The sequence below is a fragment of the Vibrio sp. JC009 genome (genome assembly GCF_029016485.1).
In the GTDB taxonomy this organism is placed as follows: Bacteria; Pseudomonadota; Gammaproteobacteria; order Enterobacterales; family Vibrionaceae; genus Vibrio.
Genome location: NZ_CP092106.1, coordinates 954,923 through 973,421 on the forward strand (window position 1 = coordinate 954,923; position 18,499 = coordinate 973,421).

Below are 18,499 nucleotides of genomic sequence, written 5' to 3' on the forward strand. Positions count from 1 at the left end.
TTTATTAACCCGCCAGAACGTCCGTTGCTACCTTGTAGCTAGGGTCATCTTTTACGTTAATCTCAACCAGACTTCCCGCTTTTTCAAGCAGGTTACGGCAATCCGGGCTAAGGTGACGCAGGTGAAGCGTTTTGCCCTGAGCGGTATAGCGCTCAGCCAGAGTTTCAATCGCTTCAATGGCAGAGTGGTCTGCAACGCGTGAGTTAGCAAAATCCACGACAACGGTTTCCGGGTCGTTCTGAGCATTGAACAGCTCAAGGAAGTTAGCAGCAGATCCGAAGAATACTGGGCCATTTACCTTGTACTCTTTGGTGCCATCTTCAGTGATCTTACTGCTGGCGTAGATGTGCTTAGCGTGCTGCCATGCAAACATAAGAGCAGATGCGATAACACCAACCACAACCGCAACCGCAAGGTCAGTCATAACTGTAACCACAGTTACCAGAACGATTACGAAGAAGTCCTGTTTTGGTACTTTACGGGCCAGCTTGAAGGTTGCCCATTCGAAGGTGCCGATAACTACCATAAACATAACGCCAACCAGCGCTGCCAGCGGAATCATTTCAATCAGGCTTGATGCAAACAGGATAAAGCAAAGCAGAGCCAGCGCAGCAACGATACCGGAAAGGCGACCACGGCCACCAGAGTTTACGTTGATCATTGACTGACCGATCATCGCACAACCACCCATTGCCCCGAATACAGAACAGGTCAGGTTAGCAAAGCCCTGGCCCACACATTCGCGGTTTGCCTGACCACGGGTGTTGGTCATTTCGTCGATAACTGTCAGTGTCAGCAGAGACTCAATCAGGCCAACAGCAGCAAGAATAACAGCGTACGGCAGAATAATGCTCAGAGTCTCGAAGTTAAACGGCACCTGAGGCGTTGAAAACGTTGGCAGTGTACCGGCCAGAGTTGCAGCCTCATCACCGGACATGGTGCGAAGGAAATCAACAACGGTGCGGGTTTCCAGACCAAGAAGTTGCACAACAAGCGTGATAAACACAATTGCCGCCAGAGATGAAGGGATGGCAGTTGTAAACTTAGGCAGGAAGTGAATGATTGCCATGGTCACAAGAACCAGGCCAAGCATCAGAGCCATTTGATCGGCAGGCAGCCATGTCAGTGCACCACTGATATCCGGCGCTTTAAACTGGCCCAACTGTGCCAGGAAGATAACGATCGCCAGACCGTTTACAAAGCCGATCATTACAGGGTGCGGCACCATGCGGATAAATTTACCCAGCTTAAAGATACCGGCACAAACCTGCAGAGCACCTGCAAGCAGGATGGCAGCAAACAGATACTGAACACCGTGCTCAAGTACCAGGCTTACCATAACAACCGCCATTGCACCTGTAGCACCAGAGATCATACCCGGGCGACCACCAAAGATAGAAGTAACAAGGCCGACGATAAATGCGGCGTACAGACCAACCATAGGGTCAACACCCGCAACAAAGGCGAATGCAACAGCTTCTGGTACCAGTGCCAGGGCAACGGTTAAACCAGACAAAATATCATTCTTAGCGGAATGATTTGAAAATTTAGGAAATTCGAACATTAGGATCCAGTTTTATAGCTAATAGTTTGATGCCAACCAAATTTGCTGTTCGAGCCAAGAATGAGCGTTAAAGTGAGGCTGGAAACAAATGTGATCGGGTACTCAGTAACGCTGCGCATCCTACAGAAAAGTGTGATGAAGTTCAATGTCGGCAGATTTTATTTCGAGCGTAAAATAAACAATTTTAGCTGAGTATGACCGGGTGGTCTTTTTCCGGGTGGTTGATAACTTTTACCGGCCAGTTATAGACTTCCAGAATCTTCTCTTCCGTCAGGGTTTCCCATGGAGAGCCGTCCGCCACAAGTTTGCCCTGATCAAGAATCATTACCCGGTCTGCATATTTTGCTGCCAGATTGAGATCATGGATGACCGCAACGACAGAAGCGCCTTCTTTTGTCAGTGACTTAGCCTGTTGCAGGGTCTTATGCTGATGTGACAAATCAAGCGCTGAAGTTGGCTCATCCAGCAATACTATTTTCTGGTTGCCGCTCTGTTCAAGCTGAGTCAGTATTCTTGCCAGGTGTACCCTTTGTTTTTCACCTCCCGACAGGCTGGGATAAAGTCTGTCAGACAGGTGGCTGATATCGCTGGCCTGCATATATTTGTCAGCAATACTACGGATTTGGTTTTGACTGGCTTTAAGAGTCATAGCTCCCAGCTCCACCACTTCACGAACGGTGAAATTAAAGCTCAGAGAGCTGGATTGCGGTAGCACGCCCAGGTGTCTGGCGATGTGCTCAGGTTTCCAGTCTGAAGCAGGGATATCAAAATAATGGATTTCACCGTTACAAGCCCACTCGCGGGTGATCATCTTAAGCAGGCTGCTTTTACCCGCTCCGTTTGGGCCAAGAAGAATGGTCAGCTCAGCCGGGCGGAAGGTAACACTAATATTGTCGAGAATCGATTTGCCGCTGAGTTTCAGACTGATATTTTTAAGGGAAACCGACATTACAATTTTCCTCTCTGTTTAACCAGTAACCACAAGAAAAATGGAGAACCTATCAAGGCGGTAATGATACCCACCGGCATATCCATTGGGGCGACTATGGTACGGGCAACCATATCTGCAACCAGTAAAAGCAGTGCGCCAATGATCATTGAAACCGGCAATAATGTTCTGTGGTTCGGACCGGACAGCATTCTTCCCAGATGCGGAACTACCAGTCCGATAAAGCCGATGATACCGGAGAGCGATACGGTGATACCCACTCCGGCCGCTGTAAGCAGAATTAAGCGGCGTTTGAGTGAATGAACATCAATGCCCATATGTCTGGCTTCCGGTTCGCCCAGCAGCAGGGCGTTAAGCTTATTTGCATCTCTGATAAACAGCATAAATAAAATCGCCAGACACACAAATGCAAGCGCTATCCCTTTCCAGTTGCTTCCGGCCAGCGAGCCCATTGTCCAGAGTGAAAGGTCGCGCAGCGCCTGATCATCAGCAAAATAGTTCATCATGCCGAGACCGGCTCCGGCTAGAGCGCCAACTGCGATACCCGCAAGCAGCATCATAGAAACCGAGGTGCCCGAGTTGCTTGTACCTAGCCTGTATACAAGGGCACTGGCGAGTGTCCCCCCCAGAAAAGCAAATACCGGTACGGTGCCAAAGAGCAAAAGCGTTGGATACTGCTGAGCAAGGCCGCCAAAAAGTACGATGGCCACAGCGGCTCCCAGTGATGCACCGGCGGAGACGCCGATAATTCCCGGATCCGCCAGCGGATTACGAAACAGGCCTTGCATCACTGTTCCGCAGATAGCCAGAATTGCCCCAATGGCGACAGCAAGAAGAGTACGGGGCAGCCTTACCTGTTGAATAATAAGTTCAATATGAGGTGCCAGCGCTTTATCGGAGAAGAAGATATCCGGTATGATGGCCAGAAAGCTGTCAGAAAAAGAGATGTCCATCGGGCCTATTGTCACGGAAGCAACAATAGCGATATAGAGTAAAAATAAACCGGCCGGAATGAGTAGCCTGATGGATGCTCTGCCACTTGTTTTCATATTCATACTGGGTGTAATCGCTCAGGCCGGTTCTCGTGATTTAAATATTCCAGCTATTATGACCTGCAAGTGCCTGTATTAGAAGAGGGTGCAATTGAGTGAGCGGCAATTCACTGTCAAATTTGTCATCAGAGCAGTGGCTAATCACGGAATCAAAAACTTGCGATCGATGTTGCACAAAGTGTTTTTATCGCTTTTGAAATCAGTAAGTTCGTATATATTTAGCCGCTGATTAAGAACTAAGCGCGAGGATAAACCATGAATATTGATCCAACTAATTTGGGATATGTAGCTGCCTTTTGCACCACATGCTCGTTTATTCCTCAGGTGTTACAAACCTTAAAAACGAAGGACACAGAAGCGATTTCTCTTGGAATGTACTCATTTTTCGTTTTTGGCGTTGGTTTATGGTTAATCTATGGTTTTCTTGTGCAGGATCTGCCGATCATTCTGGCCAATGCAGTGACTCTTACACTGGCGTCTGTGATTTTGTTTCTGAAGATAAAAAGTACGTTACTGAAAAGAAAAACGGCTCAAGAGTCTCATTGATAAATAATACCAATCCCGGCTATTAGCGATTTTGCCTGCGCAATCACTGAAGCGCTGATTATTGGTATAAAAAAGAGGCTGTCATCTGACAGCCTCTTTTATTTCGTTTAACAAGGACTCAATCAGTACCCGGTTGGCTTAGCCATTCCAGATGAAGCCTGATTCGTCGCTGTCATGCTACCTGCGCCTTTTGGCTGGTAACGCTCTTCGCGGAACGGAGCTGCAACCACCTGGATTTCAGCCAGTTCATCAGGGCCCGGAGCTTTTGTCATTGCTGACGCTGCGTGAGAGGTGAAAGCGCGTTTTTCTTTTGCTGGTTTCACTTCTTCTGCCACAGGAGCTGCCACCTCTTTCTTAGGTGTTTCTTCAACAACTGGTGTTTCAACTACCGGTTCTGCAACTTCAACTACAGGAGCTGCTGCAACTGGCTCAACTACTGTTTCTACCACTTGTTCTGCGATTGGCTGCTCTACTACAGGTTTTTCAACAACCTCAACCGGACGGCTGATAATCACTTTACCCATCGCCATTTCAGGACAAGCAAATCCACCCATTACCGGCATTTCTACCTGCTCTTTCTTAGGCTTACGCTCTTTACGCTTAGGCTTGTAAAGGTCGTACTTAGGCATTACTTTGCCTGACGCCATTTCAGGAGAGGCTACCCCACCTTTACGCAGGCGGAATGGGTTTGGTCTGCGATCACGTCCGCGACGGCGACGCTGGCCATTCGCTCTCAGATGGCGAGGAGTACGACGGCCGCGACGCTGTTGCTTGCCTTCTTCCTTCTCTTCAGATTTCGGAGCCTGGGCTTTATCAGCTGCTTTGTTCGCTGCTTCTTCAGCAACTTTAACTTCAGCTGCAACATTTGCATTTTCAGCTTTAGCATCCTGATCTTTTACGCGAACTTTCTTCTGCAGTTGGCGACGTTCACGGCGCTGTTTAACCTTAGCTGCCTTCTCTTCAGAAGACTTATCAGACTGAGCTTCTGCAGCCAGTTTCTTGCCCTGTTCAGCAACTTTAGACTGTGATTTGCCCTTCTTGTCCTGCTTAGGCTTACGCTCTTTCTGCTCTTTACGAGAGTCAGCAGCTTTATCGGTTGCCTGAGCATCCTGATCTGCCTTGTTCGGACGACGCTTACGCTTGTTAGGATCGCGGTTGTCACGGTTTCCGCTGCGGCGACGGTTCTTGTTGTCGCGGCGGTTGCGGTTATCGCGAGGCTCTTTTTCAGCCGGCTTCTTCTCTTCTTCCTTTGGCTTCTCTTCTGCTTCAGAAGAACCAAACAGGAAGCTGCCAAGCGCTTTCAGGAATCGGGTGATTGCACCTGGTTTTTTCTCAGCAGCTGCTTTTGGTTCAGGCGCAGCCGGAGCCGCAACTGGTGCTGCTGGCTGAGGTGCCGGTGCAGATTGTGCCGGAGCTGCAAAACCTTTCAGTACAGGCTCTTCAACTTTCTTCGGCTTGATTTCTACATCAGCAGGTTCTTTCGCTTCTGCTTCTTTCATTGCATCCAGTTTCTTAGGAAGCAGGTAAGAAAGCAGTTGTTGCTCTTCGCCTTCACGAACGCGGATGACTTCAAAGTGTGGCGTTTCCATATCGGCGTTAGGCACAACAATGATGTTTACGTCCTGAATGCGTTCAATATGGTTAATTGAGCGACGCTTTTCGTTCAGCAGATAAGAAGCGATGGCGACCGGAACCACAGCCAGAATCTGTGCACTGTTTTCTTTCAGCGCTTCTTCTTCAATCAGACGAAGTACCGACAGAGCCAGTGATTCGTTATCACGAACCACACCGGTACCTGAACAGCGAGGACAGATATGGTGGCTTGCTTCAGCCAGTGAAGGGCTCAGGCGCTGACGTGACATTTCCAGCAGACCGAAACGTGAAATACGGCCAATCTGTACGCGGGCACGGTCCATGCGGACAGCTTCGCGAAGGCGGTTTTCCACTTCACGCTGGTGGCGAACCGGAGTCATATCGATAAAGTCGATAACAACCAGACCACCAAGGTCACGAAGACGTAGCTGGCGAGCAATCTCATCAGCTGCTTCAAGGTTAGTGTTCAGTGCCGTTTCTTCGATATCACCGCCTTTTGTTGCTCGGGCAGAGTTGATATCGATAGAAGTCAGGGCTTCAGTCGGGTCGATAACGATAGAGCCACCTGATGGCAGACGCACTTCACGCTGGAAAGCAGATTCGATCTGGCTTTCAATCTGGTAGTGGCTGAACAGTGGCACTTCGCCGTCGTACTTCTTAACGCGGTTAATAAAGTCAGGACGAACCAGCTGAATATGCGCACGGGCACGTTCGTAGATAGAGTTGCTGTCGATAAGGATTTCACCGATATCACGACGCAAGTAATCACGAATCGCGCGGACAATAACGTTACTTTCCTGGTGGATCAGGAATGGAGCAGGATTTGAGTCTGCCGCTTCCTTGATTGCATTCCAGTGGTTAAGCAGTACGTTAAGGTCCCACTCAAGCTCTTCAGCGCTTTTGCCAACACCTGCAGTACGGACGATAAGGCCCATACCCTGAGGCAGTTCAAGAGTGCTGAGTGCTGCTTTAAGCTGAGTACGCTCGTCACCTTCAATGCGGCGGGAGATACCACCGGCACGAGGGTTGTTCGGCATCAGAACCAGGTAGCTGCCAGCAAGTGAGATAAAGGTTGTTAAAGCCGCGCCCTTACTGCCACGCTCTTCTTTTTCAACCTGAACAATCACTTCCTGACCTTCTTGCAGCACTTCTTTAATGCTTGGACGGCCCTGATAGGTGTAACCTTCGGGGAAGTAGTCTTTTGCGATCTCTTTTAGAGGAAGGAAACCGTGTCTTTCTGCGCCGTAATCGACAAATGCAGCTTCAAGACTTGGTTCAATGCGGGTAATCCGGCCTTTATAGATATTGGCCTTCTTTGATTCATGTCCCGGGCTCTCGATATCGAGATCGAAAAGCCGCTGGCCATCAACCAGTGCAACACGCAACTCTTCCTTTTGAGTTGCGTTAATTAACATTCTTTTCATTTAGAAATTCTCGTTGTCTTTTCTTTATATTTTCATTTTCTTGTCGCTTTGCTTCGATACTGATGGTGTCAGATCCCATGGTTCAGTGGTGCAACCTCACGGCTGGAAGGGATGCTCGGGGACACAACAGTCATCAGGTATTTATTACTGATAAAATACCTGATCCACATCTGAGGTGGTACGTAACTCAACATCAGTGAACGATGAGTAGAGCGACAAGTGTTCTTCATTCAGAAAGTCTTACGCCGGTGCAGCATCCTGATAATGAAGTGTTCTACTCACATTGCTTTGACATAAGGCAGAAGGAAAAGTGCAAAATATCACCAATCTGCCTATTTCAGTTGTGAACTATAGCAGCGAGAAGAAAACACGGCAATCTGCTTTGTTATAAACAGGGAAAAAAAACACATTGGATTAACATGGAAGTAAATGTAACGTGCTGAAAATAGAACTGAATTGCCTGAGTGGCTTATTTTTGTCCAGTTAAAACTCCAATTGTTATTCACAGGCTGTGTAAAAAATAATTTTTAACTTCAGTTTCCATTTCATTTTTAGATTTTTTAGAATGTCGCGCCTGTTGCAAAAACAGCAACAAATAAACCAGATCGCACAGAATTGCTAAGCTAGAGCACATGACCGAGATTAAAACTAAAGTCCAGTTTGTTGATATCGATGAAGATATGGCTGGGCAGCGTATTGACAACTTTTTACGCAATCAACTGAAAAATGTCCCTAAAAGCCTGATTTATCGAATTATCAGGAAAGGGGAGGTGCGCGTAAACAAAAAGCGCATCAAGGCTGAATATAAGCTAAAAGCAGGCGATCTGGTGAGGGTTCCTCCGGTAAAAGTGGAGGAGACGGAACAGAAAGATATCCCAAATACTAAACTGAACCGGGTAGCGGAACTGGAAAACTGTATTCTGTTTGAAGATGACCATATGCTGATCCTTAACAAACCATCGGGCACAGCAGTTCACGGTGGTAGTGGTTTAAGCTTCGGAGCCATCGAAGCACTTCGTGCACTCAGACCTCAGGCACGCTTTCTGGAGCTGGTACACAGGATTGACCGTGACACCTCAGGCATTCTGCTGGTGGCAAAGAAACGTTCAGCGCTTCGTCATCTGCAGGCTCAGTTCAGAAACAAAACGGTTCAGAAATACTACTTCGCACTTGTTATGGGGCATTGGAAAAACAGCTGCCGTGTCGTTAACGCTCCTTTGCTGAAAAATGAAGTAAATAGCATCGTGCGTGTTAACCCGAACGGTAAACCGTCAGAAACCCGCTTTAAGATCCTGGAAAAATTCTCTGACGCCACTCTGGTTCAGGCAAGCCCGATCACCGGCAGAACTCACCAGATCCGCGTACACACCCAATACACAGGCCACCCAATCGCCTGGGACGACAGATACGGCGACAGAAGATTTGATGCCTATACCGGAAAGTTTGGCCTGGACAGGCTTTTCCTGCATGCCGCAAATATTAAGTTTATCCACCCGGGAACGGAGAAGGAGATGGATATTTCGGCACCGATGGGGGGGAAATTGGAGAAGGTGTTGGAAGGGCTTCGGAAGGTTGGCCCTAGGCCCTAGGTTCGGGCTTCGCCCTGCTGGTCCCTGGGAAGTGCGTAGAACAAAAAGCTAGCATTGTCCTAGGGCCGAGGGCCTTCAACCCAAAATTCTAACCCCTTCCCGCCCCAACATATCCACAAGCGTAATCAACGGCAACCCAACCAAGGTATTAGGGTCTTTCCCCTCCAGCCTCTCAAACAACGCAATCCCCAGCCCTTCGCTTTTAAAACTTCCCGCGCAGTAAAGCGGCTGTTCTTTATCTACATAGTTTTCAATCTGAGATTGGCTCAATTGCCTGAAATGAACAGTAAACGTATCCATTTCGACCTGTTCAGTGCCGGTTTTGCTGTTATAAAGGGCGATTCCGGTGTAGAAGGTGATTTTCTGGCCGCTGGCGTCTGAGAGTTGGCGTATGGCTTTTTCTCTGGTTAGCGGTTTGCCTATTATTTTATCGTTAATTACGCATACCTGATCAGAGCCGATAAACAGAGCCGGTTTGTCTGTATGGCAGCTTTTTGCTTTGCTTAATGCCAGTCTTTTGACCAATAATTCCGGAGTTTCATTAACAAGTGGTGTTTCATCGCAGTCGGGACTGGCAATGTCGAAATCAAGTCCTAGTTTATCCAGAATGGACTTTCTGAATGGAGAGGTTGAAGCAAGGATTAGCGGTAAATCTGGCATAGTAAAAGTGCTATTTATAATACGATTGAGTCATATTAATCTGAAAAGAAAAAAAGCGTAAGTTTTTTACCTTTATCCTTTGACTCGAAGAGAATAGAAGGCTAGAATTCGCGCCCTATGCAAAAGGTAAAAATACCGCGAACGGTTGACCCATCCAAAGCGGCTCAGAAGAGACTTGATTATGTTGGTAGCATTCAGGTCAGTCTTTTGAAGCGTTTAGCGGAGTCAGTCGAAGGCGTAAAACGCGACGCAGAAGTCTCATTGTCATTTGAGCTGGATGAACAGCGATTAGTCGTTATCTCTGGTAAAGCTAACGTCGAAGTCGATTTAGAGTGTCAGCGTTGTAACGAGATTTTCACACACGAGTGTGAAGTCCAATTCACTTATACACCGTATTACAGTGCTAAAAGTGAAGAGGATGCACCGGAAGAGTACGATTTGGTAGATCTGAACGAGTACGGTGAAGTCGATCTCATACAACTGGTTGAAGACGAGTTCATTCTGGGATTGCCTCAGGTAGCAATGCACGACGAAGCGGATTGCAGCGTTGATTCAAGCAACTTGGTGTTTGGTGAACTTCCGAAGGAAACTGAGGAAGAGAAACCGAATCCGTTTGAAGTTTTAAAGAATTTAAAGCGTTAAAGTTTTAAGTTAAGACATAGGAGTAGGGTCAATGGCCGTACAAAAAAACCGTAAAACTCGTTCTAAGCGTGGTATGCGTCGTTCACACGATGCCCTAACTACAGCTGCTCTGTCTGTAGACGCAACTTCAGGTGAAACTCACCTGCGTCACAACATGACTGCTGACGGTTACTACCGTGGCAAGAAGGTTATCAACAAGTAAGGTTGACCTTTGCAAAATATTACCGTTGCACTTGATGCAATGGGCGGGGATTTCGGTCCTCGCGTAACAGTGCCTGCCGCCGTGCAGGCACTGTCGCATTTCCCAGAGCTAAAAGTGATCCTAGTGGGTGATCAAGAGACGATCACCAGTCAATTATCTCAAATCGGTTATGTGCCGGGCACAAGACTCACTATCAGGCACAGTGACCGAGTCATCTCTAATTCTGAAAAACCTTCTCTCGCCTTGCGTAACAGTACAGATACATCCATGCGTATTGCATTGGATCTGGTTGCGGACGGAGAGGCCGATGCCTGTCTGAGCGGTGGCAACACAGGTGCCTTGATGGCACTTTCCCGGTTTAGGCTAAAACTGCTTCCCGGCATAGAAAGACCGGCGTTGGTGTCTGCACTGCCAACCGCTCTGGGGAACAAAACCTGGATGCTGGATTTAGGGGCTAACGTTTCTGTCGATGCTGATACGCTTTTCCAGTTTGCCGTCATGGGTTGTGCCTTGGCAGAAGAGCACTTGAATCGCCCTGCGCGCGTCGCCATCTTAAATATTGGCGAGGAAGATATTAAGGGCAACGATTTAGTGAAGCGCTGCGCAGAATTATTAAATCAGATCAGCTCAGTAAACTATATCGGCTTTGTAGAAGGTGACCAACTGCTGCACGATGCAGCAGACGTTGTCGTTTGTGACGGCTTTGTGGGCAATGTCTGCCTGAAAACCTGTGAAGGTGTGGCGCATCTGTTTATTGGCAAGCTAAAAGAGCATATGGCAACGCCCAACCTGAAGGGCTGGATAGCAAGAAAATTGTTCTCAGAGCTATTTACTGAGCTAAAAACCCTGAACCCCGACCAGTATAACGGCGCAAGTTTGTTAGGATTGCGCGGCATTGTAATAAAAAGTCACGGAAGTGCAGATATTCCTGCTATTATCAACGCCATAGGTGAAGCGGTACTGGAAGTGAAAAGACAGGTACCCGGACGTATAAGCGATCGTTTGGAAACGGTTTTACTCGAGAGGCATTATTAGTCTTCATGTTTAGCAAAATTTTAGGAACAGGCAGCTACCTGCCATCTCAGGTGCGTTCAAACGCAGACCTGGAGAAAATGGTAGATACAAGCGATGAGTGGATCGTTCAGAGAACCGGCATTAAAGAGCGCCGTATTTCAGCAGAAGATGAAACCGTTGCTGATATGGCAGCAAAAGCGGCGCAAAATGCCATAGATATGGCAGAAATCGATAAAAACGATATCGATATGATCATTGTTGCAACTACCAGTGGTTCTCACGCATTCCCATCTGCAGCGTGTCAGGTGCAGGAGCAGCTTGGAATTAAACATTGTCCGGCTTTTGATATGGCAGCGGCATGTTCGGGCTTTGTGTATGCATTATCTGTTGCTGATCAGCATATTAAAACCGGCATGTGCAAAAACATTCTGGTTATTGGCGCCGATGCACTTTCGAAGACCTGTGACCCGACGGATCGCTCAACCATTATTCTGTTTGGTGATGCTGCCGGAGCAGTGGTGGTTGGAGCAAGTGAAGAGCCGGGCATTCTGTCGACTCATATTAATGCCGATGGCCGCTTTGGCGATCTGCTAAGCCTTAAATATCCAGAGCGCGTTATCGATGAAAACAACGCCTTTGGTGATGATATCAACAGCTGGCTGCATATGGCTGGTAATGAAGTGTTTAAGGTAGCGGTAACCCAGCTTTCACGTCTGGTAAAAGAGACATTAAAAGCCAACGATATGGATAAGTCCGAGCTTGACTGGCTGGTTCCTCATCAGGCTAACATGCGTATCATTACTGCGACAGCGAAGAAATTGTCTCTGGACATGAAGCAGGTAGTGGTAACCTTGGACCGTCATGGCAATACCTCTGCGGCAACCGTACCGACAGCGTTAGATGAAGCTGTGCGTGACGGACGAATCAAACGCGGCCAGACAATGCTTCTTGAAGCATTTGGCGGCGGCTTCACCTGGGGATCTGCACTGGTCAGATTCTAACCGAATTAAATTTAAGGGTGGCTCCAGCCATCCTTTTCATATTGCGTGCTTAAGGAAAAATAACTATGAGCAAGTTTGCTATCGTATTTCCGGGTCAGGGCTCTCAGACAGTTGGGATGTTGGCTGAACTTGGTGAACAGTACGAAGTTGTAAAGAACACATTTGCAGAAGCGTCAGAAGTTCTGGGCTACGATCTTTGGGCTTTGGTTCAGAATGGTCCAGCGGAAGATCTGAATCAGACTCACCGCACTCAGCCTGCACTGCTGGCTTCTTCTGTAGCAATCTGGCGTGTATGGCAGGAGCAGGGGCTTGAGCAGCCTGCAAACCTTGCAGGTCACAGCCTGGGTGAATACTCAGCACTGGTATGTGCTGGCGTTATCGACTTTAAAGATGCAATCAAGCTGGTTGAAAAGCGTGGTCAGCTAATGCAGGAAGCGGTACCGGCAGGCGTTGGTGCTATGTTCGCAATCATCGGCCTTGATGATGAAAGCATTGCAAAAGCTTGTGAAGAAGCGGCACAGGGTGAAGTGGTATCACCGGTTAACTTTAACTCTCCTGGTCAGGTAGTTATCGCAGGTAACAAAGATGCCGTTGAGCGTGCAGGTGCGCTTTGTAAAGAAGCAGGCGCGAAGCGTGCTCTTCCTCTTCCGGTTTCAGTGCCTTCTCACTGCGCACTAATGAAACCTGCAGCTGAAAAGCTGGAAGTTGCACTGCAAGATATTGAATTTAATACTCCTGTCATCCCGGTGATCAACAATGTTGATGTTATCGCTGAGACTGACCCGGCTAAAATCAAAGCCGCTCTGGTAAGACAGCTTTACAGCCCGGTTCGCTGGACTGAAGGCGTTCAGAAGATGAGCGAAGACGGTGTTGAGAAACTGCTTGAGCTTGGTCCGGGCAAGGTTCTGACAGGTTTGACGAAACGTATTGTAAAAACACTTAGCGCAGCAGCGGTAAATGACGCTGCATCTTTAGACGCTGCTAAGTAAATTGAGGTGATAACAATGATGCTAGAAGGCAAAATTGCTTTAGTAACTGGTGCAAGTCGCGGTATTGGCCGTGCAATCGCGGAACTTTTGGTTGAACGCGGTGCCACAGTTATTGGTACAGCAACCAGTGAAAACGGTGCAGCTGCGATCAGCGAATACCTTGGCGACAAAGGCAAGGGTATGGCTCTGAACGTGACCCAGCCAGAGTCTGTTGAAGCTGTTCTTAAAGCAATTAATGAAGAGTTTGGCAGTGTTGATATTCTGATCAACAATGCTGGTATCACCCGTGATAACCTGTTGATGCGTATGAAAGATGACGAATGGACAGATATCATGGATACTAACCTGACGTCTATTTTCCGTCTTTCTAAAGCAGTTCTGCGTGGAATGATGAAAAAACGTAACGGACGTATCATTAATATTGGTTCAGTTGTTGGTACTATGGGTAATGCTGGTCAGGCCAACTATGCAGCAGCTAAAGCTGGTGTTATTGGTTTTACCAAGTCAATGGCACGTGAAGTGGCTTCACGTGGTGTAACAGTGAACACTGTTGCTCCAGGTTTTATTGAAACTGACATGACAAAAGCGCTGAACGATGACCAACGTGCTGCTACACTATCTCAGGTGCCTGCAGGTCGTTTGGGCGATCCTCGTGAAATTGCGACAACAGTGGCATTTTTAGCATCAGATGATGCTGCTTATATCACTGGTGAAACACTTCACGTGAATGGTGGAATGTACATGGTTTAAGTTTTGTCTAAAAATTAGGCATGACTTAGGTCAAAAATGTATGTAATTTCGGTTAAATTCGTGAAATTTGTGGTTTGACCAGCAAGGTCGGTCTTGCAACTTTCAAAAGTTTGAATAAACTACGGAAAACATCGCATTGAGCGAATCTGTAAAGGAAAAGAAAAAATGAGCAACATCGAAGAACGCGTAAAGAAAATCATTGTTGAACAACTAGGTGTGGATGAAGCAGAAGTTAAAAACGAAGCTTCTTTCGTTGATGATCTAGGCGCTGACTCTCTGGACACAGTTGAGCTGGTAATGGCTCTAGAAGAAGAATTCGACACTGAGATTCCAGACGAAGAAGCAGAGAAAATCACTACTGTTCAAGCTGCAATCGACTACGTAAACAGCGCTCAGTAATATTATTCTCTTCCAGGCGGTCACCTTGACCGCCTGAGTTCTATCTAAACCTTTATCCTCTCTTTTTAAATCAATTCCGGAGAATAATATCGTGTCCAAGCGTCGCGTCGTTGTCACTGGCATGGGTATGTTGTCACCGGTCGGCAACACAGTAGAATCTTCATGGAAGGCCCTGCTAGAAGGTCAAAGTGGTATCACAACTATTGAGCACTTTGATGCATCAGAATTCTCAACTCGTTTTGCAGGTATGGTTAAAGACTTTAACTGCGAAGAGTATATGTCTAAAAAAGATGCTCGTAAGATGGATCTGTTTATCCAGTACGGTATCGCAGCCGGTATTCAGGCTATCAATGACTCAGGTCTGGAAATCAACGCTGAAAACGCACCACGCGTTGGTGTCGCGATTGGTTCAGGTATTGGTGGTCTGGGCCTGATTGAAGCAGGTCATAAGGCTTTGGTTGATAAAGGCCCGAAAAAAATCAGTCCGTTTTTCGTTCCTTCAACAATCGTAAATATGATTGCTGGCCACCTTTCTATTATGAAAGGCATGCGTGGTCCGAATATCGCTATTTCTACAGCATGTACAACAGGTCTTCATAACATTGGTCACGCTGCACGTATGATTGCATACGGCGATGCTGACGCAATGGTTGCCGGTGGTGCTGAAAAAGCGTCTACACCTCTTGGTATGGGCGGGTTTGCTGCTGCAAGAGCGCTTTCAAGCCGCAATGACGAGCCTCAGAAGGCTTCTCGTCCTTGGGACAAAGACCGTGACGGTTTTGTTCTTGGTGACGGTGCGGGCATGCTGGTACTGGAAGAGTACGAACATGCGAAAGCACGTGGTGCTAAGATCTACGCTGAGCTTGTAGGCTTTGGTATGAGCGGTGACGCTTACCATATGACAGCGCCAAGCGAAGACGGTTCTGGTGGCGCACTGGCAATGGAAGCGGCTATGCGTGACGCTGGTATCTCTGGCGAGCAGATCGGCTATGTAAACGCACACGGTACTTCTACTCCGGCTGGTGACGTTGCTGAGCTTAAAGGCGTGAAGCGTGCTCTTGGTGAAGAGGCGTCTAAGAGCGTACTGGTTTCTTCAACTAAGTCTATGACTGGTCACCTTCTGGGTGCTGCTGGCTCTGTTGAAGCTATCATCACAATTATGTCTCTGGTTGATCAGATGGTTCCGCCAACAATCAATCTGGATAACCCGGATGAGGGTTGTGATATTGACCTTGTTCCACACACGGCTCGTAAAGTAGAGAACATGGAATATGCTCTGTGTAATTCATTCGGCTTTGGTGGTACGAACGGTTCTCTAATCTTTAAGAAGATCGCTGAATAAAGATTGGTTTTGCTCTCAGAGTAAAATAAACTTGTTTTAAAGCGGCTTGATGCTTAGCATTGAGCCGTTTTTTGTGTTTATGGGTTCTGGGCCCTGGGAACGGACTTCGTCCTATAGGTCCTGGGACTTTGCCTCTATTGGTATTGAGGGGAACTGGGGTGTTCCCCGGAGCGGATGGTGAAGGACTGCATGATTCTGGTTAATGGAAAACTAAGCGAGTCAATTTCAGTAAGGGATCGTTCATTCCAGTACGGAGATGGCTGTTTTACCACCATGCGGACTTTCGATGGCCGGGTGCAGAACTGGCCGCTTCATATTGAGCGGATGCAGGCTTGCCTTGAACTGTTGGCAATTCCCGGGCCCGACTGGGACACGGTGAGCGGTTGGCTGGAAAAAGCCGCTTTTACCGATGGCTATGCAGGGTTAAAGCTGCATATCAGCAGAGGTGAGGGGGGGCGGGGTTATAGCCCGGCCGGTGTTAGTCAGCCTACTGTGACCATTAGCGCTTTTCTTTTCCCTGAGCATTATTACTACTGGCGGGACAACGGCGTTGAGCTTGGCGTTTGTGAGCGCAGACTCGGGCTGAATCCGTTACTGGCAGGCCATAAACATAATAATCGCCTGGAGCAGGTGATCACAAAAGCGGAAGTGGATGAAAAGGGCTTGCTTGATGCTCTTGTCCTGGACATTCAGGGGCATGTGGTTGAAACCACAATGGCAAATATTTTCTGGAAGAAAGGCAATACCCTTTATACACCGAGCACGGATATGTGTGGTGTTGCCGGAGTGATGCGGAGGCTGGTTATTCAGGCTGCACCACAGCTCGGATTAGAAGTGCAGATAGGTGATTTCACGCTGGATCACCTGGACAGTGCTGACGAAGTCTTTATGACAAATTCAATACTGGGGATAGCCCCGGTAACTAAGATACAAAACCGCTGCTTTGAGATAGGTGCGGTTACACGAAGTTTTCAGGAGAATCAGAATTCGTGATTAAGAAGTTATTTTTGCTGGTCTTACTGGCAGCTGCCATTGCTGGTGGCGCTGTTTTTTATGGCCTGCAACAGGTTAATCAGTATCTGGGTCAGCCGATGGCACTGGATTCAGCTGAAATCATTACCATCAAAAGTGGCAGCAGCTTCCAGTCCGTTCTCAGACAGCTTGAGGAAAAAGAGTGGATAAAGCCAAGTGACTATTCACGATTTGTACGTCGCGTAAGGCCGGAACTGGTCAAACTCAAGGCCGGTACATTCCAGCTTCAGCCCGATATGACTCTGGCACAGGCGCTGGCATTTCTTATCGACGGTAAAGAGCATCAGTTTGCGATTACCTTTGTGGAAGGAAGCCGTTTTAGCGAATGGCGTGAAATCCTTAACTCTGCCCAGTTCCTGACTCACGATACCAAGGCGCTTTCTGAAGCTGAGATCGCGAAAAAGCTTGGACTGGATAAAGAAAAGCTGGAAGGCTTGTTTCTGGCTGAGACCTATCATTACACTGCCGGTACTTCTGATCTTGAGATATTAAAGCGCTCTAACGATAAACTGACTAAGGTGCTTGAAAGTAGCTGGGAAGCAAGACAAGACAAGCTTCCGCTAAAAAGTGCTTATGATGCCTTGATTCTGGCATCAATTATTGAAAAAGAGACCGCTGTGGAGTCGGAGCGGACCACGGTTTCGTCGGTATTTAACAACCGTCTAAAGCGCGGAATGCGCCTACAGACAGACCCGACAGTGATCTACGGAATGGGCGATAAATACAAAGGGAATATCCGCAAGAAGGATCTTCAGACGCCCACTGCGTATAATACCTACGTGATTAAAGGCCTGCCGCCAACGCCGATAGCGATGGCGGGTGAGGCTTCTATCAAAGCTGCTTTAAACCCTGAGAGCACAAAGTATCTCTACTTTGTCGCCAGCGGAAAGGGTGGCCATGTATTTTCCAAGACTTTGACCGAACATAACCGTGCAGTTCGTGCATACCTGAAACAGTTAAGAAAAAAGAAATAATGAAAGACGCGAAATTTATTGTAGTAGAAGGACTGGAAGGTGCATTATTTTTGGTTTGATATTTATGTAAACCAATTGATATTATTTTTGGTTGTGATATAATGTAAACCAATGAGAGATGGTTTTGAGTGAGGTTATATGAATTCAGGCTGCATGATTGTTTGTGATGGTAGTAATGGTGCAGGGAAAAGCACGGTTATTAAGTCAATCAATGATTATCTGCTATCAGTAGGTCGGGAAGTCGTTTTAAGCAGAGAGCCTGGAGGAACACCCATTGGTGAGAAGGTGCGAGAAATCATTCTTAGCCCTGATACCCCTGAGATGTGTGATACTACTGAATTATTGTTGTTTGCCGCATCTCGCGCTCAACATGTTCAAGAGAAAATACTACCCAGTATTGAGAGCGGGAAGATTGTTCTTTCTGATCGTTTTGAGTCTGCTACTGTTAGTTTTCAGCATTACGCTCGTGGCTTACCTCTCCCACTAATTGATCAACTTAACGAAATCGCGCTCAACGGCTTTAGAGCGGATATGACAATCATCCTTGACCTTGATCCAAGAGTGGGTCTGGAACGTGTTAACATGCGTGGTGATGGATTAGATCGTCTAGAGATGGAAAAATTAGAATTTTTAGATAAAGCACGTAACGGCTATTTAGAACAAGCATCTAAATATCCTGAGCGTTTTGCAATTGTAGATGCGTCTCAGCCACTGGCGGCAGTTATAGAGGACGTTTTATCTATTGTTAAAGAAGTTATTCAGATTTAACCTCTGGGG

At 47.4% G+C, this 18,499-nt stretch carries 18 protein-coding genes; 13 read left to right on the top strand and 5 right to left on the bottom strand.

Features of this window, described 5'->3' with window-relative positions:
• Positions 1–4 precede the first annotated feature (4 nt).
• From L3Q72_RS04485 to L3Q72_RS04495, 3 genes are all read right to left on the bottom strand, one after another.
• Positions 5–1,564 (bottom strand): SulP family inorganic anion transporter, encoded by a 1,560-nt coding sequence (locus tag L3Q72_RS04485; protein WP_275131473.1) that lies wholly within the window; start codon positions 1,562–1,564, stop codon positions 5–7.
• Between the two features lie 184 nt (positions 1,565–1,748).
• Positions 1,749–2,513, bottom strand: a complete 765-nt coding sequence (locus L3Q72_RS04490; RefSeq protein WP_275131474.1) for a heme ABC transporter ATP-binding protein — start codon at positions 2,511–2,513, stop codon at positions 1,749–1,751.
• Complete coding sequence (locus tag L3Q72_RS04495; protein WP_275131475.1) at positions 2,513–3,562, bottom strand: iron ABC transporter permease; 1,050 nt, start codon at positions 3,560–3,562, stop codon at positions 2,513–2,515. The genes L3Q72_RS04490 and L3Q72_RS04495 overlap by 1 nt, the downstream gene beginning before the upstream one ends.
• A gap of 258 nt (positions 3,563–3,820) precedes the next feature.
• Here L3Q72_RS04495 and L3Q72_RS04500 point away from each other — a divergent pair, with 258 nt between their 5' ends.
• Positions 3,821–4,111, top strand: coding sequence for a SemiSWEET transporter (locus tag L3Q72_RS04500; protein ID WP_275131476.1), 291 nt, complete (start codon positions 3,821–3,823; stop codon positions 4,109–4,111).
• A gap of 122 nt (positions 4,112–4,233) precedes the next feature.
• Here the strand turns inward: L3Q72_RS04500 and rne are convergent, their stop codons facing one another.
• Positions 4,234–7,128, bottom strand: coding sequence for a ribonuclease E (gene rne / locus L3Q72_RS04505; RefSeq protein WP_275131477.1), 2,895 nt, complete (start codon positions 7,126–7,128; stop codon positions 4,234–4,236).
• A gap of 632 nt (positions 7,129–7,760) precedes the next feature.
• On the opposite strand from rne, the gene rluC reads away from it, so the two are divergent.
• The gene (gene rluC, locus L3Q72_RS04510; RefSeq protein ID WP_275131478.1) at positions 7,761–8,717 is read left to right on the top strand and encodes a 23S rRNA pseudouridine(955/2504/2580) synthase RluC; all 957 of its coding nucleotides are present in this window, start codon (positions 7,761–7,763) and stop codon (positions 8,715–8,717) included.
• 75 nt (positions 8,718–8,792) lie between these two features.
• Here the strand turns inward: rluC and L3Q72_RS04515 are convergent, their stop codons facing one another.
• A complete protein-coding gene (locus L3Q72_RS04515; protein WP_275131479.1) occupies positions 8,793–9,377 on the bottom strand; it encodes a nucleoside triphosphate pyrophosphatase in 585 nt (194 codons plus the stop codon).
• A gap of 117 nt (positions 9,378–9,494) precedes the next feature.
• Here L3Q72_RS04515 and yceD point away from each other — a divergent pair, with 117 nt between their 5' ends.
• The 11 genes from yceD to tmk all read left to right on the top strand — a co-directional run bounded on the left by yceD (position 9,495) and on the right by tmk (position 18,490).
• On the top strand, positions 9,495–10,019 hold the full coding sequence (yceD, locus tag L3Q72_RS04520) for a 23S rRNA accumulation protein YceD (protein ID WP_275131480.1): 525 nt from the start codon (positions 9,495–9,497) through the stop codon (positions 10,017–10,019).
• A gap of 31 nt (positions 10,020–10,050) precedes the next feature.
• Positions 10,051–10,221, top strand: coding sequence for a 50S ribosomal protein L32 (gene rpmF / locus L3Q72_RS04525; protein WP_275131481.1), 171 nt, complete (start codon positions 10,051–10,053; stop codon positions 10,219–10,221).
• A gap of 9 nt (positions 10,222–10,230) precedes the next feature.
• Positions 10,231–11,256 carry a phosphate acyltransferase PlsX gene (gene plsX, locus L3Q72_RS04530; RefSeq protein WP_275131482.1) on the top strand — a complete coding sequence of 342 codons (1,026 nt, stop codon included), beginning with the start codon at positions 10,231–10,233 and terminating at the stop codon, positions 11,254–11,256.
• A gap of 5 nt (positions 11,257–11,261) precedes the next feature.
• On the top strand, positions 11,262–12,236 hold the full coding sequence (locus tag L3Q72_RS04535; protein WP_275131483.1) for a beta-ketoacyl-ACP synthase III: 975 nt from the start codon (positions 11,262–11,264) through the stop codon (positions 12,234–12,236).
• 65 nt (positions 12,237–12,301) lie between these two features.
• A complete protein-coding gene (fabD, locus tag L3Q72_RS04540; protein ID WP_275131484.1) occupies positions 12,302–13,225 on the top strand; it encodes an ACP S-malonyltransferase in 924 nt (307 codons plus the stop codon).
• A gap of 15 nt (positions 13,226–13,240) precedes the next feature.
• Positions 13,241–13,975 carry a 3-oxoacyl-ACP reductase FabG gene (fabG, locus tag L3Q72_RS04545; RefSeq protein ID WP_275131485.1) on the top strand — a complete coding sequence of 245 codons (735 nt, stop codon included), beginning with the start codon at positions 13,241–13,243 and terminating at the stop codon, positions 13,973–13,975.
• A gap of 165 nt (positions 13,976–14,140) precedes the next feature.
• Positions 14,141–14,374: an acyl carrier protein gene (acpP, locus tag L3Q72_RS04550; protein WP_004406112.1), complete on the top strand. Its 234-nt coding sequence runs from the start codon at positions 14,141–14,143 to the stop codon at positions 14,372–14,374.
• Between the two features lie 91 nt (positions 14,375–14,465).
• On the top strand, positions 14,466–15,716 hold the full coding sequence (gene fabF / locus L3Q72_RS04555; RefSeq protein WP_275131486.1) for a beta-ketoacyl-ACP synthase II: 1,251 nt from the start codon (positions 14,466–14,468) through the stop codon (positions 15,714–15,716).
• A gap of 189 nt (positions 15,717–15,905) precedes the next feature.
• Positions 15,906–16,709: an aminodeoxychorismate lyase gene (gene pabC, locus L3Q72_RS04560; RefSeq protein ID WP_275131487.1), complete on the top strand. Its 804-nt coding sequence runs from the start codon at positions 15,906–15,908 to the stop codon at positions 16,707–16,709.
• Positions 16,706–17,722, top strand: coding sequence for an endolytic transglycosylase MltG (mltG, locus tag L3Q72_RS04565; RefSeq protein WP_275131488.1), 1,017 nt, complete (start codon positions 16,706–16,708; stop codon positions 17,720–17,722). Before pabC ends, mltG begins: the two co-directional genes overlap by 4 nt.
• Positions 17,723–17,860: 138 nt before the next feature.
• A complete protein-coding gene (gene tmk / locus L3Q72_RS04570; RefSeq protein WP_275131489.1) occupies positions 17,861–18,490 on the top strand; it encodes a dTMP kinase in 630 nt (209 codons plus the stop codon).
• Positions 18,491–18,499 lie beyond the last annotated feature (9 nt).